Raw genomic sequence first — 15,556 nt, 5'->3', positions numbered from 1 at the left:
TCCTTCATAGGGACAAGGTCTTTTTGAACCTGTAGTTTGCCAGGATAAAAAGGTCGAGGCCCAATACCGCGAATCCGAGGGAGGCCAACAGGACATAGGGGATGTTACCGTTAACCGAAATAATCTCTTTGAAGCCCTGTAACATCACATAGCTCGGAATAATCTTCACCCAGGCGGGGTCCCAACTCGGTGTGAAGTAGGAGATGTTGGGCATGATCATGATCATGATCACGATGTACATGGCACCAAAAGCCTCCACGATATCCTGATAATAGCTCGTGAGCAAGAGACCAAGAGACGCGGCAAAGAATCCCGATGTCAGAATAAAGAGGATCATCGCAGGATAATGAGGCTGTAACCCCATCGCGGGGATCGTGATGATCAGGGTCGTCACGATTCCCGTGAGAATGATCACCCCAATCTTACTGAGCAGATAATGCGATACAGAAGAAGCTGTGATGGCATAAGCCTTGATGATCCCTTCATTTTTATCGAGGAATATATAGGCTGCAATAATGAAAAGGCTCATGAGGCTTCCATTGAAGGTGAGGAACACGGGAATCAGATTCTCCCGATCGCTGAGCGGTTCTGATTCTTCATACAACTTCCTGACTTGGATACCATCGGCATATTCCTCTATGACATCATGCCCAGCCAATCGATTGTGATAGACCGTGAGTAGATTCTTCAGCTTTTGCGTTTCATAACCCTGTAGGTAATAGGTGTGGACGATCTGTCCCACTTCGTTGACCCGCACATGTACAGCGGGCAATCGTTCGATACTCGAAATGGCCTCGAGGGCCGCCATACTCTCGAGTAGGTGGATTTCCGTTTCTTCGGTTTCGTAAAGCTCGGCATGAAAAAATCCATCTCCGGCCTCAATGTCGATCTGCTCTGCCCTTTCATCGAGATCATCCTCGAGCAGGTTCTCTCTGTAACGGTCCTTGACAACCTGGGGTAAGTCGAGAAAGAGGTATTCTTCCCCCTTGGTGTCGAAGTCCTCGGGCACCACGAAAACGATTATCAAGAGCAAGACAATGGCCATGCCCAGTTCAATATAGAAATACCAACTTTTTGACGAGAGTTTGAGCTCTTTTGCGAAACTATACCAAAGTTTCATCTAAACCAATTTCCTTCCGGTTACCTTGATGAAGATCTCCTCGAGCGTGGCCTCCTTGGTGTGCATAGTCTGGATCTCGTATTCTCTGATCACTTCGGCGAGCCGCGCCTTCTCTTCTTCAACGACTGTGGAAAAGCGCTCCATCATCAATTCACCATTCTTGATATACTCTACTTCCACCAGTTTTTCGCCGTACTTCAACTTCAGTTCCTTCGGTGAATCGATCAACCTGATCTTTCCATCCACGATAAAAGCCACGCGATCGCAAAGCTCATCGGCAATGTACATGTTATGGGTCGTCAGGAAGACGGTGACTCCCTTTTCGTTCTCCTGCTTGATGATATCCTTGATATTCGATGCGATGGCAGGGTCCAGTCCTGTGGTAGGCTCATCGAGAAACCAGATCTCAGGGTTGTTGAGCATAGATCGGGCGAAAGTCAGCCGGTGCTTCATTCCCTTGGAATACTTACCGGCCTTGATCTTCTCTTTACCGTCTAGCCCTACTAATTTGATCAGTTCCATGGGATCTCTGGTCTCCACATCGAATAGCTTCCCATAGAATTCGAGGTTCTCCAGACCGGACATCTTGTTGTAGACGTTCGATTGTTCAAAGGACATACCGATCTTATTGAACATCTTGTTCTTGATGTGCTTGACGTCGTAACCGGCTACCTCCACGTTGCCCTTCTGCAGTTGCAGAAGACCCACCAGGATATTTTGCGTTGTGGATTTGCCAGCTCCCGAAGGGCCCAAAAATCCAAAGATCTCACCTTTCTTGATCTCAAAGCTCACATCATCCACGGCATAATTCTCGTCATTGCTATAAGAATGGTAAAGGTTCTCTACTGTGATCATCTGACTCATCCCTTCATTTCGGTGCGCCGAGCCCCGAGGTCCCAGCACATGCTAATCTTCTCGAAAATTTAGGATGAACAATTCACCCTCTGTCAGACCCGCTATCACCTCGATCTGATCGTTTATCTCTACACCTGTTGTGATTGGACGGTCTACGGGATTTCCATCCTCAAGGACCTTGACGAGAACGGTCCCGTTTTCTCTGGTGACCGCACCCTTTGGAATGAGCAAAACTTCCCTTGCTTCCTCGATCATCACCCTTGTCCTGACCTCTATTCCGTAGGCGTGATCATCCACGGACTGAGGGAGGCCCACTTCCACGGTCTGGCGGTTTTCTTCTACCCCAAGTTCGGATAGGGTCATAAAAGCCTTGGGATGTATCTGCTCGACTTCCAGTTGCTCTAGGGTGAAACCAAGTCGAGTATCTTCAACTGTCGCCATCATACCGGGGCTAATCTTACGCGCATCTTCCACCATGAAGTCGACCAAAATTACTTTTTTCGTTGGATCTTGAATCTCTAGGATCAGCGAGCCTGGCGATGGTCGATCCCCCACAAAGGTGTTGAGGTCCGTCACGATGCCTTCCTGCTCTGCATAGAGCGCATAGTCCTCACGACTATTTTCGATACGCTCCAAGGTGAGGAGCAACACCTCGATTTCCGCCTCATATCTTCTCTTGGTGTTCTCAGAAACACCTTTCGTCAGCTGCCTGTAGGTGTTCTGTGCAGTGCCCAGACTGCTCTGGAATTGTTCCACGCTATTGACAGCCCGCTCGAGTTCTACACGAGAAGCAGCACCATTGTTGTAAAGTGCTTCGATCCGATCCTTGTTCTTGGTCGCCTGCGCCAGATCATTTCTGATCCGTGATATGGCGATCATGGCGCTATTCACACTCTCGACATCAGATCCGGTGAGGGCCTCACCATAGGTGGCCTCCAGCGCCTCTATTTGCTTTTCCACCACTTTCACTTCAAGATCCAAATGGTCTTCATACTTGACCAGGAGCTGACCTGCTTCTACACGATTACCCAGCTTTAGATTCATTTCTTCCACTCGACCTGTACCCGTACCATAATATCGTTTGACATCACTTGAGCTGATTGTCCCCACTTCTTCCACCGATACGGCCACTTCGCCTATTGTTGCTTCGGCTGTGTTGTATCTCGTACCGATGTTTCCCGTGGTCAACACATAAAATATTCCTACTCCAACTGCCGCGAAAATGACAAAAGCGATGATCAGTTTCTTTTTCATAACGCCCTCCACTCCTAACTCCAGCTTCGGGATGTTAGCCCCCGATGCAGATCGCTTGCCGATCCTACGAATCCTCGTAACCTTTCATTCATAAGTACCCGCTTCAGGGAATCGCGAAACCTACTGGTTTCCCAATCCTTTCGAACCCGTAAAACGAAAGCCCATTCCACCTGATCAGCCCTATTGTCAAGGAGACCCGATGGTAGGTCAACAGGAATAAGTCTAATTGGCTTTCGACCTAGGCAACGGACGACCCTATTCTGATCAGGTGTTACATTTTTTTCATTGACATTCCTTCCTATCACCTATAAGATAAAGGAAACAAGCGTCCCCCTCCCCCGGGGGTCGGATAGAGATGTGGCTGCGAAGTATTCGACTTCGCCCCTTTACTTTGAAATCTATTTATAGGAGTGGTTAGTATGGAGAAAATTGTTATCATCGGTGGCGTCGCCGCTGGGGCGACCGCCGCAGCGAAGGCCCGTAGACTTTCACCTGATGCCCAGATTACAATCTTAGAAGCAGGGGCAGATATTTCCTTTGCAAACTGTGGGTTGCCCTACTATATTGGTGGGGACATCAAAAGTCGATCAAAGTTGATCCTACAGAGTCCGGAAAGCTTCAAGGATCAATACGACACAACAGTGCATATTCATACTACGGCAACAAAAATTGATCGAGAGAACAGAGTCGTTCACACGGTCAATTCTCAGACAGGTGACGAGAATGCTTTTGACTACACCAAGCTCATTCTGGCTCAAGGTGGAAAACCTATCGCGCCACCGATCCCCGGGTCGGATCAAGAGCATGTATTCCAGTTGTGGACGCTCGATGACATGGACAAGATCAACTCCTTTATCGAGGATCATGAACCCAAAACGGCAGTCGTTGTCGGTGGTGGCTTCATCGGCTTGGAGATGACGGAAGCACTCGCGAAAAGAGGACTCCAGGTATCGGTAGTCGAGATGATGCCACACGTGATGGGCATCATGGAAGCGGAAATCGCAGGGTTTATCCAAGAAGAGATGATCTCCTACGGTGTGGATCTACACACGAACGTAGCCCTTTCCGAAATTGGCGCCACAGACGCCAAGCTCAACGATGGTACGGTCGTGGATGCCGATATGGTCTTGCTCTCCATCGGCGTTCGACCGACGCTGAAGCTGGCTCAGGAGTCCGGTCTTTCCATTGGCGATGCTGGTGGGCTTCTCGTCGATACGACGCTCCGAACGAGCGATGAGCACATTTACGCTGCCGGCGATATGATTGAACTCGAGCACCGTGTGCTTGGGAAAAAGGTTCGCATTCCCCTTGCCGGGCCTGCCAATCGTCAGGGGCGGATTGCCGCTGAAAACGCCTTGGGTAAAAAACACGAGTACAAGGGCCCCATCGGTACTTCGATCGTCCGGGTCTTCGAAGCCGTCGCGGGTACGACCGGACTCTCGCTCAAGCAGGCCAGAGCCGAGGGCATCGATGCCGATGCGATTGTCATCCACAAAGAACACCACACTTCCTATTATCCCGGCGCAGAGATGGTATCGGTTCTCGTTGTTTACGACAAGGAGACGGGAACCGTGCTCGGTGGACAAACGGCGGGTTACGAAGGCGCCGACCGACGACTGGATGTCTTGGCCGTGGCCGTGGCTTCAGGGCTCAAGGTTTCAGATCTGGCCGATATCGATTTCGCCTACTCTCCACCGCTGGGCAATGCCAACGATGCGATGAACATGGCAGCATATGCTGCCGAAAACAGAATGTCTGGGTTCTCACCTGCCCTGACCATCCCAGAACTCGATACCTTATTGGAAGGCAAGGACGTCCAGTGGATCGATGTGCGCGATATCTTTGATTACGAGAGATCACACGTAGAAAGTGCCCTTCACATCCCGGTGGAGATGCTCTCTGCTAGCCTGGACCAACTGCAAAAGGACCGACTGACCCTTGTTTACGACCAAACGGGTAAAAAAGGTCACCAGGCCTTGCGTACCCTGGTAGGTGCTGGTTTCACCGACGTGCTCAATGTCAGTGGTGGCTTTATCAGTCTTTCGAACTACGTCCGAGCCATTGAACCGGCGAACTTTGTCTTGAATCTTCCTGCGCCCGAAGAAAAGAGCCTTGATGAGACAGCCGAGACAGCAAGTGAAGACGTGGCAACCGAAGAGGTCGTGGAAGAGAAGACAACCGGACCCTTGATCATCGACGTGCGAACGGCAGACGAGTTCCACTACGGTCACGTACCCGGAGCGGTCAACATTCCACTGGACCAGCTCCAGTATCAGATCAACAACCTGGAGGACAAGAACAGAGAGACCATCCTCTACTGTGCAACCGGGGCCAGAAGTGCCTACGCGGTTCAAATCTTACAAGCCTACGGATTCACGAATGCGAAAAACGGTGGTGGGGTTTCACGCATGATGGCCTATGTGAGAAATCAATAGAGCCTCAGCAAAGGAGATTCAAAAGTGACGGGATCGAAGTGAGAACTTCGATCCCGTCGCTTTTTTGTTCTTAACGTCTCATTACATCTGAAAGGCGACAATCCAGTAGCAGATCGCTGCGATCAAAGAAAGAGGCGTCATGACGTACTTTTCTTTTTTGCTCATTGAGCTCAGATTCATGACCGTGTTGAGCGACAGATAGGCTGCGAAGAAGAAGCAAATGTAGCGGGTCGATCGCGGGGAAAACCACAATGGCAGGAAACCACCGGCCTGCAAAACGATAACCAGGGCGAAGAGCTGAATAAACACCGATACGACGGCCATGACCCTGAGCTTTTTCGGCAGAACGCGATACTGTCCCCCCATCGTAAATTCCCCGAGGGGAAAGCCGAGGGCAACGAGCGTGGTCATGATGACTATAGCGAAAAATAACGATGCACCGATGATAGCATACATAGAATTACGTCCTCACTTTCTTAAGAGAAAACGGGTAATGTGCCGTCTCCAAGTGCGTCTTCTTCCATTATTATTGTGTGATTTCCCTTAAGAGTCCTTCATCTTAGACTCCCTGGCTTGATCTGAATAAGATTTTACAGGATCACCGGTTGCTGCAGCGTTTTTCATCATGGAAACAACATGACCGTAATCCAGCTTATGTCCTGCTCGCTCGAGAACTCGTATTTGCTTGATCTCAGGAAGCTCCGCCATGATATATAAGGTTGTGATGATCAAGGCGAAAACGACTTCCGGGCTATTCACACCCTCTCTCACCGCAAACCATGGTATGGTCAATGCAACGCCACCGATAAAGGCAAACATCGGGGCGAAACGTCCAATGATCATCCCACCGGCATGCGTGATGAGCAGGCCCAAGGGACTGATCGCGAGAAGCATGCCCATGATACTGGAGTTTCCGCCCCCTCCCTTGAACCGATACCAGACCGGCCATAAATGGCCGGTCAATACTGCCACGGCAATGACCAGGTGATAGGACGCATCCGGAAATAGCATGAGCACGGCCAATGTCGGCAACAATCCTTTGAGTGCATCAAGTGCACTGACCAGTCCTCCCCACCGTGGACCGAAGGCAATCATCACGTTCGTAGCACCTACCGCATGAGAAATTAGTTCCGCCTGGCCATCCGTGGTTGGAGTGCGGATAGCACTCGGTACGCCTTCGGGTTTCAGCTTCTTGAAAAACAACCGAGCAAAAGAGATTGAGCCGATGAGATAACCCACGCCAGCCGTGACCATGAAAACCCATATGGGAGCCATCATGCATCCCTCCTTTCAGTAGACAGGGTGATTTTTCCGTCGTATCCGTTGACTGTAACCAAACACCCGTTCTGAATCCGACAAGCTCCCGCCACCGATACAACCGCGGGTATACGGTACTCCCGGGCAACAATGGACGTATGGGAAAGCATACCCCCAGACTCCGATATAACCGCCCCGGCTTTCGCGAACAAGGGCGTCCACCCTACATCCGCAAAAGGAACGATCAAAACATCCCCAGTACGGATATTCCCAAAATCTTCTATACCTCTGACAACACGAGCCGGTCCAGCATACGTACCGAGAGATGTGGGGACGCCACTGAGTCCAGCTTCCGGTGTGGATATTACGGGCGGTTGCTCATCCCCTAGGATCATCTCCGGTAAAACAGCATCTCGGTAGTACTCAATATCCTGGCGACGTGATGAGATTAATCTCTGCTGTGGGGCCGGTTGACTAGTTCCTATCAAATCGCTTAGCTCTGACCAGTAGAGATAGTAAATATCCTCTCGGTCATCGAGCACACCCTGATCAACCAGCTGTTCCCCTAATCTGACGAAACATGTTCGGAACTGACCGTATCCATACGTATACAGCGAGCTGATTTCTTCACGATCGACCGTAAATCGACTCGTGCGCTGGTATACAAAGCCGACTAAAATCCGTTGGATCCAAGGGAGCTCAAGATCTTCAAAACGTAGCATTTCCATTTCTCGGTTGACCGGTTTCTGTTGAATGATCATTCGATGGACCAAGTCCGGCACTTCCCGCCAGGGAATACTGGAACAATCATTCCCGCTGTCGTTCAGGTGGCCAAACCTAAGCAGAAATTGATCCATATCTCGTTGGAGTTCTGCTTCTCTTTCAGGAGATAGCGCCGCTTCTTCTGGGTCCACCTCGAGAGGACCGTAGTACCGGTCGTGTAGCGCTTGCAACGCATGCTGCGGATTGTATTTGGTAGCGGCCTCTCGTGCTCCCCTCAGTTCCAAGAGGCGTACATCGTAGCCATGTTTGCTCAATAAACGGCCAAGTAAGCGATAGTACATCATGGCCATCAAAGGGATCATGATGTTGTAGTAGGCCAGGTCTCTTGTTTTATCAAAAATGCCCGAGGCCAGTTGCAACCATTCTGAAGGATCATGTTTCTCATCCATGCGTACGGCCAACTGCTCATAGATTGGTTTCTTGGCTTTGACCAAACGGGCGAGCCTACGGTGGATGCCCAAAAGTCCTATGGCAAATGCCAGCAGACGAGGTAGCCGTGCGACGATCCCGAGACCGGGTCGCATTGTGGGTTTTTCCGGTCCTTCCTGCTCCAAACCGAACAGTAATTCCAAGGCCTCCGCCGGCATGCCCAGGCGCTCGAACACTCTACCGAAAACGCCCATATTAAAGTAAGCACGGTAGTAATAATGCCCGGTGAAATTGTCGGGTTCCCAAGAGCGCTCTCCGGTCAGCCGACCAAGGATTCCAGCCCATACCGGGTTGATCAGTCGGGTGTTGACCGACCAGACCAATGGTTTGATAATCCCGGGGAGCATCTCACGCGCGATACGGTTAGAGAAAACCGGAATATCCAAGCGGGTGATCGGTCGAACCTGTAGGAAGTACAGTGCTTTCCCATCCCAGGCCCATTCCAGATCGACGGGTTGCCGGTATCTTTGGGCGATTGTCTTTGCCTCTACTACGACGTTTCGCGCCAAAGCTTCGCCCAACAGGCTTTCTTCGGGTTTCTCTGACCAGTTTCCCCATTTACTAACCCATCGTTCGGGCTCTTGATGGAGTTGAACCTGATCTTCTCCCGTGCCCTTTCCAGCTTCTATGATGGTTTCCGAAAAGCCAGATACCGGATTCTTGGTGAAGACCACACCCGAGCACTCTGCTAGTACCATCTCCTGAAGGACCACGGCCATGTGAGGAGCCGACGCGGAAGACATATGATGCTTTCGGTATGCCTCGAACTCGACAGACTCGAGTGATGCCCAGACATCGCCGATACGCGTGAGGATCTCGTCGATGCCCCGGACTTGGAGATAACTCCTGAAGAGGCCGGCACAGGAGAAGTCACCGGAGTCTTCCACCGATGCCGAGGAACGAACGGCATACGTCTTTCGGGGATCAAGAAATGCAATCAGTTCACCGCGCAAGGCTCTCAGGGTTGCCTCTCTGTCAACGAGATAATCCTCATATGCAGTCCAAAGAATCACCCAACTACTTGGAACTCTTATGCCCTGTCGCAATAAGAAATGAAGATTTGCTGCCTTGCTACCGACATTGCCGCTTAACCACCTTTTCGTGAGCGAGTAAATATACTTTCTGGTCAATACAACCCCCCCTTTTTCGACTTGCCCTTTTGCCATTGCGATCTAAGACGCACTCCTCCCGTGACAATGCCAATCCCCATCATTTGTTATTCTACTTATACCTTGATTACCAGAAGGGTACGCCGAAATTTCTGCAATTCCATAGCGGAATTTGGCATCCACGTGCGATGGATACACGCTCGGGTGCATCGTGATCTTATCGTTTCTCCAACGCACCTGGTCTCCGAAGGGTTCCAAGTCTACTCAAGCAAGAAAAAACGACAATCCACAAGGGGATTGTCGCGAAAAAGCAAGATGCGAACTTTTTCCTTATTCCGTCGGTAGCTCTGCGAATGTCGGCACACACTCCAGCTCATGATCCCAATTGGCTCTACTTTCGAAGTAGATGTGCCCCTGAGGTCGAATCGATACATCGCTGTCCAAACTTCCTGCGGGAACGACCAGCAGCGTGCCTTCCAACTGAAGGTTGGGCAGCGCTGATCCGCAAATACTACAGAAGCTCTTGATGTGTCCTTCCGAGCGAAAGTTAAAAATTTTTCTCTTTCCTTCACCGGATAGCCACCTTAACCGGGCAGAAGAAGAGAACAGATTGGCCGCATGGGCTGATCCCGTATCCTTCTGACACCTCTTGCAGTGGCAAAGATAAAAATCCTCAAAAACACCATCGATCTCGAAAGTAACCTCTCCGCAAAGACATGAACCCGTGTGTCGCACGATCAACGCTCCCTCCTTACGATTTGTTCCATTGCTACCCTTCTTTACATAGCTCGACGACTGACTCAACATGCGTGGTGTGCGGGAACATATCCACGGCCCGAACCCTCTTCGTTCGGTACCCCTGCTCCTCCAAGATCTCCAGGTCACGGGCTAGGGTCGAAGGCTTGCAGGACACGTACACGATGCGCTCCGGTTGCATTTTCACGATGGTATCCAGGAGTACTGGATCACAGCCCTTTCTCGGCGGATCCACCACGACGACGTCAGCACGGTAGCCTTTCGCGTAGAGCTCGGGGATGACCTCCTCCGCTCGTCCCTGGTGGACCTCCACATTGTCCAGTCCGTTTCGCTCGGCGTTCTTCTTGGCATCTTCACAAGCGCCTTCGTGCAGTTCTACCGTGACGACGCGCTTGGCCTTTTTTGCCAGGAACATGGAGATGGTCCCGATGCCAGCGTAGAGATCGAAGACCATTTCTTCACCTGTCAGTCCAGCGAAGGCGAGGGCCTGTTCGTACAGGGTGACCGTCTGTCTCGGATTGACTTGAAAGAAGGAAGTAGGGCCCAGCTCGAAAAAAAGCTCTCCAATATGGTCCCTGAGAACAGGTTCCCCGTAAATCAGCTTGCTTTCATTACCGAAAATCCGGTTCCCCCGCTCTCTGTTCAGATTCAGATAGAGCGAGCCGACACCCAGTTGAATTAAAATGGCCACCAAGGGTTCCACGGAAGCGAGCGATCCATTGGACACCAAGATCACCATGAGATCTCCTCGATCGTTATTGCGGATCACCAGGTGCCGTAAAAGCCCCTTGCGCTTCTTCTCATCGTAAACCGCAATATTGTGCTTGAGGATCCATCCCTCCACAGCCTTGAGAATCGGTGCGTGGCCTTCCGACTGGAGCAAACAGTCGGCGACTCTCACGACATCGTGGCTCCGCTGCCGGTAGAAACCGATAACGGGTTTACCCTCCACCATCGCAATGGGGTACTGTCCCTTGTTCCGGTAACGCCAGGGATCCGTCATCCCGGCGATCGGCAAGGTATGCTCCGGGGTGATCCTGCCGATGCGCGCTAGGGTCTCCGTGACCAAGCGCTCCTTGTGGACCAGCTGAGCGGCGTAGTCCAGCTCCTGGATCTGACACCCGCCACAACGGCCCACATAAGGACAAGGGGGGACGATCCGATCTGGACTCTCCTCGATCCTCTCCACTACCTTTCCGATTGCATATGATTTTTTCACCTTGATGATCTTGAGCTTCACAATTTCCGACGGTAGCGCGTCCTGGGCAAATACAGCCATTCCCTCGTAGCGGCCGATACCTTCCCCCTTGTCTCCCAGATCCTCTATGGTCAATGTGATTTCTTCACCTTTTGTCAACATGGTTTTCTCTCCTCGTCTTTCGGTACTCATCAGAATAAGTTATAATGATTGTATCATACATAACAGCAATCGAAACCAACTAGGAGGCCCATCGATGCGCGTCATTTTCAATTTGTTCCTATTGATCATCGTGGCACTCGTCTTATCCACGATTCCCCTGAATACCAATGCCTTTCAATTTGACTTCGAGTTTCCATCGAGGCAAACAGATCCTGAACCCGAGGAAACGCCCGATCCCCTCTATACTTTTGTCGCACCAGATAACCGCTACTTAGAAGATCCCGAGACCCTTGAGCTGACCATCCAAAGCAATATGGATATGTCTACCTTCGACCCCGGAGCATTGACGATCGACGGTCAGTCGATCCAAACACGGATTATCGAAGAAGCCATGGACCGGGTCAGATTAAGTCTCGATCTCTCAAGTCTTGAGCTGACCCATCCCACGGATTACGCAGAGGTCAAGGTTGCTCACCCGCAAGTGCAAGACGAGCTCACCCTCTACCTCCGAAAAACCTTCACGGCAGAACCACTGTCCACGGCAACTGCCGAGCCGGACAATCGCATGATCCACACACTCTATCTCCCGGATCGCCAGCTCATCGGGTTGATTCCCGTGAACTTCGTCATCCCCGAGACGGATAGCTACATCCGTACCACGCTCAACGCACTGCTCGCCGGCGCTCCAGAAGGCCTGGGCCTTTACGAAGGTGCCTTCGTGCCACGCGTTGGCGTCGCACGACTGGCCAACCAAACGGTAAGCCTCTATATCGACGGACAAGACGCGACCCCCTTTGGACAGGGGTCCAGCGCGGCCACCACGGCCCTTGGTGCCCTCTCGAGGACCATGAACGCCATCGACTATATCGGGGCCACGCATATCTTCGTAAACAACGGGCACTCCCCGGAGTTCTTCCATGACATGGACTACGAGGAGCCGATTGAGGAGCAAATCGGCCCCTTCACCTACTACCTTCACGCGAGCGCAGGTCACCTTTACTACGCTCCCTTCGAGACCACCGCTAGGGACGTGGATGGGCTTTTCGAAGCGCTGAAGACACCTCCCGCCGATAGGGCCTTCTACATGCCCTTCCCCGATTCCGTGGACCTCATCGGGATCGATACCATGCAGGCGGAAAACACACTCTTGACCCTCACGCTCTCCGAAGCCTTCGACCGCTTCGATGATCGTGACGCGGGCATATTGGCAGATCAATTGGTCTACACCTTCACGAGCCTCGGGGCGATCGACCGGGTGACCGTACGAACGGAAGAGACCATCTACCGGGAGAACGCCGCTAAGCCGCGATTCATCAACCTGGCGGGCGAACAATAAAACCGACGCATATCCAAAAGATCCACCTTTTCGATTTAGCGATCGAAAAGGTGGATCTTTTTTCATGTCCTGTAGATACCAGCATGCCATTCTTCATGGCAGAATTCGTGTCTTGTATGCTCCAGAGCCCGCTTGACGCTGATCTCTTCCGGTAAATGACGCGCCACCGCGAGGTAATACCTTTGCACATCCCGGAGGGCCGCGAGAAAGGCCACAGGCGTTTTCGCACTACCATGACCCGGGAGGTAGCCTTCCGCCGCCATCCCTTCGAGCCTCTCGAGAGACTCGAGGGACCGCGGAATGGTCAGATAACTATCCGTCGACGGTAGGAGCAGACGGTCCTCCGTACCCCACATCACCTCATCGGCCGTATGGAGAAAACGCCCGTCGATTCGAGTGAGTACCGTGCAGGGTGAATGCCCGGGACTGGTGAACACCTCGATAGCATGACCGTCAAAATTGAATGCGAAGGACCCCTCTACCGCGACATCGGGTCGATACCGGTCCGGGTCCCGATCACCATAATATCGGGCTAGCGTCTTCTCGAAATGGCAGCTCCCGATCACGCGACGGGCAGACATCACGTGCATGCCGTCTATGTGATCCCCGTGGTAGTGCGAGAGGATCAGCGTGTCCACCGTCTTGTCAGCGAGCAAATCCATCAGCAGTGCCGTCTGTTCGGGAAAGCCCGCATCGATGACCAGATAACCGGTGTCACCCTCGAGCACGTAAATCTGATTCTCGAACTGATAGTCGCCCACAGGGTCGAAGGCATAGCTTCTCAGATGCTCGGTGATCCGCTCGACCCGTACTCCTTCGCTAATCACGATTGACACTGAAGGTACGCGATACACCCTCCAGCATCTCCATGATGGGCAGATGATAGGGGCATTTCGTCTCGCAGAGCCCGCACTTCACGCAGTCTGCCGAGGAGATCTGCTGGGACTTGAAACGATCCATCGCCCAGTCTTCGAGATCATAGCGTTTGTAGTAACCCTCGAAGATGAACTGCGTGGGAATATCGATACCCGTGGGACAGGGCAGACAATAGCCGCACCGACGGCAGAAGGTCGTACCCAGTTCCGCCCTGACGGCCTCTAGACGGTCGATCTCCTCTTGGCTTAGGGTCAGATCAGCGTCGAGCATACTGGCGTTCTCCTCGATCTGTTCGGTCGCATCCATGCCCGGGATGGCCACGTCGATGAAATTTTTGCCGTAGGTATATTTGAGACCCAGAGCCGCCTCGGTGAAGGCACCTCCAGCGATGGGTTTCATGGCGATGGTACCAAGTCCCATGGCCTTGGCCTTTTCAAAGAGTGCAGTGCCCTGGTCCTCGATAAAATTGAAAGGGAACTGCAGGGTCTCGAAAGGAGGCTCCGCCTTTAGGATTTCCATCGCCACATCGGCGCTGTGGGCCGTGAAGCCGATATGCCCGATCGTACCCCGCGCTTTCGCCTCCAAAAGGGCTTCCATGGCCCCACCTGGCCCTATGATCGCATGATACTGGTCCATGCTCTTGATCAGGTGGCACTGGTACAGATCGATGTGATCCGTCTGGAGATTCTCCAAGCTGATCTGAATGTCCTCGGCCATTGCCTCGCGCGTGCGTGCCATGGATTTTGTGGCCACGATCCACTGATCGCGGTCTCCAGCCAGTGCCTCGCCAACAAAGGATTCGCTCACCGTATAGCCTCTGGCCGTATCAATGAAAGTGTAACCGCGGTCCCGCGCCAGGCGGATGAGGTGGACCGCTTCGGATTGGGTCAACCTCTGGATCGGGATACCCCCGAAGCCCACCTTTGAAATCTCTAGTCCCGTGTTACCCAGTTGTACGCTCTTCATGAGCTTTAACCTCCTCGTATCGAAAACAATCCGTCAGATGATCGTTCACAAGTCCTGTCGCCTGCATGTGAGCGTACAAGATCGTGGGACCCAAAAAAGAAAAACCCCGCTTCTTCATATCCTTGGCCAGTCTTTCAGATACTTCTGTTTTGGCCGGCACCTCTTGAAGGCTACGATAAGCATTCTGCGGGGGTTCGTTTCCAACAAAACCCCAGATATAGCGGGTGAAGCTCCCAAACTCCTCCTGTACGCGCAGAAAAGCCCTCGCGTTCTGGACCGCGGCTTCGATCTTCCTGCGGTATCGGATCAGTCCTGGGTTCTCCATCAGGACGTCGATCTCGGACGCGTCGAAGGTTGCCACCACCGCCGGGTCGAAGCCCGCGAAGGCTTCACGATAAGCCTCTCGCTTCTTGAGTACCGTGTGCCAGGAAAGGCCTGCCTGGGCTGATTCCAGGATCAAAAACTCAAAGTGCACCCGGTCGTCATACACCGGAACGCCCCACTCTTCATCATGATAGGTCCGGTAGAGATCGTCCCTGTCACACCAGGGACAGCGCGTCTCATCCTTCATGGGCATCCTCCAAAATCCCCCTGAAATGCTCCGGAAGGTGGCGATACCTGACCGGACGTAGCTCGAGATCGACGAAAGCATGAGCGCTGAATCCCTCTGCCAGCACTTCCCCATCGCTCTCCCTTCGGATCACATAATGAAAGCGAACACGGACACCCTTGAGCTGTTCCACTGTGGTCTCGATACGTACCGGTTCATCGTAGAGCAAGGGTTTCTTGTACGTGCACCCCACCTCGATCACCGGTAGCATGAATCCATCTTTTTCAAACTGGCTGTAGGTGTAGCCACCCGCCTTCATCAGGCCCGTTCGACCGAGCTCGAAATAAGAAAGATAGTTCCCGTGGTAGATAATCCCCATCTGGTCCGTTTCCGAGTACCTTGGGGTGATTTTGACTGATTGCATCTGTCTCCTCCTCACACCTGCTTTTCCTCTATTGTAGGCTTTTTCC

At 52.2% G+C, this 15,556-nt stretch carries 14 protein-coding genes; 2 read left to right on the top strand and 12 right to left on the bottom strand.

Annotated elements, in window-relative coordinates; genetic code table 11:
- Positions 1-4: 4 nt before the first annotated feature.
- The 3 genes from ACULM0_RS12490 to ACULM0_RS12480 are packed head-to-tail and all read right to left on the bottom strand — an operon-like array spanning position 5 to position 3,229.
- Positions 5-1,120 (bottom strand): ABC transporter permease, encoded by a 1,116-nt coding sequence (locus tag ACULM0_RS12490; protein ID WP_463677867.1) that lies wholly within the window; start codon positions 1,118-1,120, stop codon positions 5-7.
- A complete protein-coding gene (locus ACULM0_RS12485) occupies positions 1,121-1,975 on the bottom strand; it encodes an ABC transporter ATP-binding protein (protein WP_463677866.1) in 855 nt (284 codons plus the stop codon). It abuts the gene before it with no gap.
- 51 nt (positions 1,976-2,026) lie between these two features.
- Positions 2,027-3,229: an HlyD family secretion protein gene (locus ACULM0_RS12480; RefSeq protein ID WP_463677865.1), complete on the bottom strand. Its 1,203-nt coding sequence runs from the start codon at positions 3,227-3,229 to the stop codon at positions 2,027-2,029.
- 419 nt (positions 3,230-3,648) lie between these two features.
- On the opposite strand from ACULM0_RS12480, the gene ACULM0_RS12475 reads away from it, so the two are divergent.
- The gene (locus ACULM0_RS12475) at positions 3,649-5,664 is read left to right on the top strand and encodes an FAD-dependent oxidoreductase (RefSeq protein ID WP_463677864.1); all 2,016 of its coding nucleotides are present in this window, start codon (positions 3,649-3,651) and stop codon (positions 5,662-5,664) included.
- Between the two features lie 81 nt (positions 5,665-5,745).
- On the opposite strand, the gene ACULM0_RS12470 is transcribed toward ACULM0_RS12475, so the two are convergent.
- From ACULM0_RS12470 to rlmD, 5 genes are all read right to left on the bottom strand, one after another.
- Complete coding sequence (locus ACULM0_RS12470; RefSeq protein WP_463677863.1) at positions 5,746-6,120, bottom strand: hypothetical protein; 375 nt, start codon at positions 6,118-6,120, stop codon at positions 5,746-5,748.
- Positions 6,121-6,207: 87 nt separating this feature from the next.
- Positions 6,208-6,942, bottom strand: coding sequence for a glycerol-3-phosphate acyltransferase (locus ACULM0_RS12465; RefSeq protein WP_463677862.1), 735 nt, complete (start codon positions 6,940-6,942; stop codon positions 6,208-6,210).
- Positions 6,939-9,263 carry a PEP/pyruvate-binding domain-containing protein gene (locus tag ACULM0_RS12460; protein ID WP_463677861.1) on the bottom strand — a complete coding sequence of 775 codons (2,325 nt, stop codon included), beginning with the start codon at positions 9,261-9,263 and terminating at the stop codon, positions 6,939-6,941. The genes ACULM0_RS12465 and ACULM0_RS12460 overlap by 4 nt, the downstream gene beginning before the upstream one ends.
- A gap of 309 nt (positions 9,264-9,572) precedes the next feature.
- Positions 9,573-9,977 (bottom strand): GFA family protein, encoded by a 405-nt coding sequence (locus tag ACULM0_RS12455; protein WP_463679886.1) that lies wholly within the window; start codon positions 9,975-9,977, stop codon positions 9,573-9,575.
- A gap of 34 nt (positions 9,978-10,011) precedes the next feature.
- Positions 10,012-11,358, bottom strand: coding sequence for a 23S rRNA (uracil(1939)-C(5))-methyltransferase RlmD (rlmD, locus tag ACULM0_RS12450; RefSeq protein WP_463677860.1), 1,347 nt, complete (start codon positions 11,356-11,358; stop codon positions 10,012-10,014).
- A 94-nt stretch (positions 11,359-11,452) separates the two neighbouring features.
- Between rlmD and ACULM0_RS12445 the strand changes: the two genes are divergently transcribed.
- Positions 11,453-12,694 (top strand): GerMN domain-containing protein, encoded by a 1,242-nt coding sequence (locus ACULM0_RS12445; RefSeq protein ID WP_463677859.1) that lies wholly within the window; start codon positions 11,453-11,455, stop codon positions 12,692-12,694.
- Between the two features lie 62 nt (positions 12,695-12,756).
- Here ACULM0_RS12445 and ACULM0_RS12440 read toward each other — a convergent pair whose 3' ends face one another.
- Genes ACULM0_RS12440 through ACULM0_RS12425 form a run of 4 tightly spaced genes read right to left on the bottom strand, consistent with a single transcriptional unit; the run spans position 12,757 to position 15,510 of the window.
- Positions 12,757-13,530: an MBL fold metallo-hydrolase gene (locus ACULM0_RS12440; RefSeq protein ID WP_463677858.1), complete on the bottom strand. Its 774-nt coding sequence runs from the start codon at positions 13,528-13,530 to the stop codon at positions 12,757-12,759.
- A complete protein-coding gene (locus ACULM0_RS12435; protein WP_463677857.1) occupies positions 13,514-14,536 on the bottom strand; it encodes an aldo/keto reductase in 1,023 nt (340 codons plus the stop codon). Before ACULM0_RS12435 ends, ACULM0_RS12440 begins: the two co-directional genes overlap by 17 nt.
- The gene (locus ACULM0_RS12430; protein ID WP_463677856.1) at positions 14,514-15,107 is read right to left on the bottom strand and encodes a DNA-3-methyladenine glycosylase I; all 594 of its coding nucleotides are present in this window, start codon (positions 15,105-15,107) and stop codon (positions 14,514-14,516) included. The genes ACULM0_RS12435 and ACULM0_RS12430 overlap by 23 nt, the downstream gene beginning before the upstream one ends.
- On the bottom strand, positions 15,097-15,510 hold the full coding sequence (locus tag ACULM0_RS12425; protein WP_463677855.1) for an acyl-CoA thioesterase: 414 nt from the start codon (positions 15,508-15,510) through the stop codon (positions 15,097-15,099). Before ACULM0_RS12425 ends, ACULM0_RS12430 begins: the two co-directional genes overlap by 11 nt.
- Positions 15,511-15,556 lie beyond the last annotated feature (46 nt).

It is taken from the genome of Halotolerantifilum yawarlongkerapense (assembly GCF_054506745.1).
The sequence above is the reverse complement of the archived record's forward strand: the minus strand, read 5'-3'. Positions and strand labels throughout refer to the sequence as shown.

Coding starts and splice junctions, on each gene's coding strand:
- ACULM0_RS12435 (WP_463677857.1), bottom strand. CDS start 14,536: ATGAAGAGCGTACAACTGGGTAACACGGGACTAGAGATTTCAAAGGTG.
- ACULM0_RS12485 (WP_463677866.1), bottom strand. CDS start 1,975: ATGATCACAGTAGAGAACCTTTACCATTCTTATAGCAATGACGAGAAT.
- ACULM0_RS12480 (WP_463677865.1), bottom strand. CDS start 3,229: ATGAAAAAGAAACTGATCATCGCTTTTGTCATTTTCGCGGCAGTTGGA.
- ACULM0_RS12470 (WP_463677863.1), bottom strand. CDS start 6,120: ATGTATGCTATCATCGGTGCATCGTTATTTTTCGCTATAGTCATCATG.
- ACULM0_RS12475 (WP_463677864.1), top strand. CDS start 3,649: ATGGAGAAAATTGTTATCATCGGTGGCGTCGCCGCTGGGGCGACCGCC.
- ACULM0_RS12445 (WP_463677859.1), top strand. CDS start 11,453: ATGCGCGTCATTTTCAATTTGTTCCTATTGATCATCGTGGCACTCGTC.
- ACULM0_RS12425 (WP_463677855.1), bottom strand. CDS start 15,510: ATGCAATCAGTCAAAATCACCCCAAGGTACTCGGAAACGGACCAGATG.
- ACULM0_RS12465 (WP_463677862.1), bottom strand. CDS start 6,942: ATGATGGCTCCCATATGGGTTTTCATGGTCACGGCTGGCGTGGGTTAT.
- ACULM0_RS12430 (WP_463677856.1), bottom strand. CDS start 15,107: ATGAAGGATGAGACGCGCTGTCCCTGGTGTGACAGGGACGATCTCTAC.
- rlmD (WP_463677860.1), bottom strand. CDS start 11,358: ATGTTGACAAAAGGTGAAGAAATCACATTGACCATAGAGGATCTGGGA.
- ACULM0_RS12490 (WP_463677867.1), bottom strand. CDS start 1,120: ATGAAACTTTGGTATAGTTTCGCAAAAGAGCTCAAACTCTCGTCAAAA.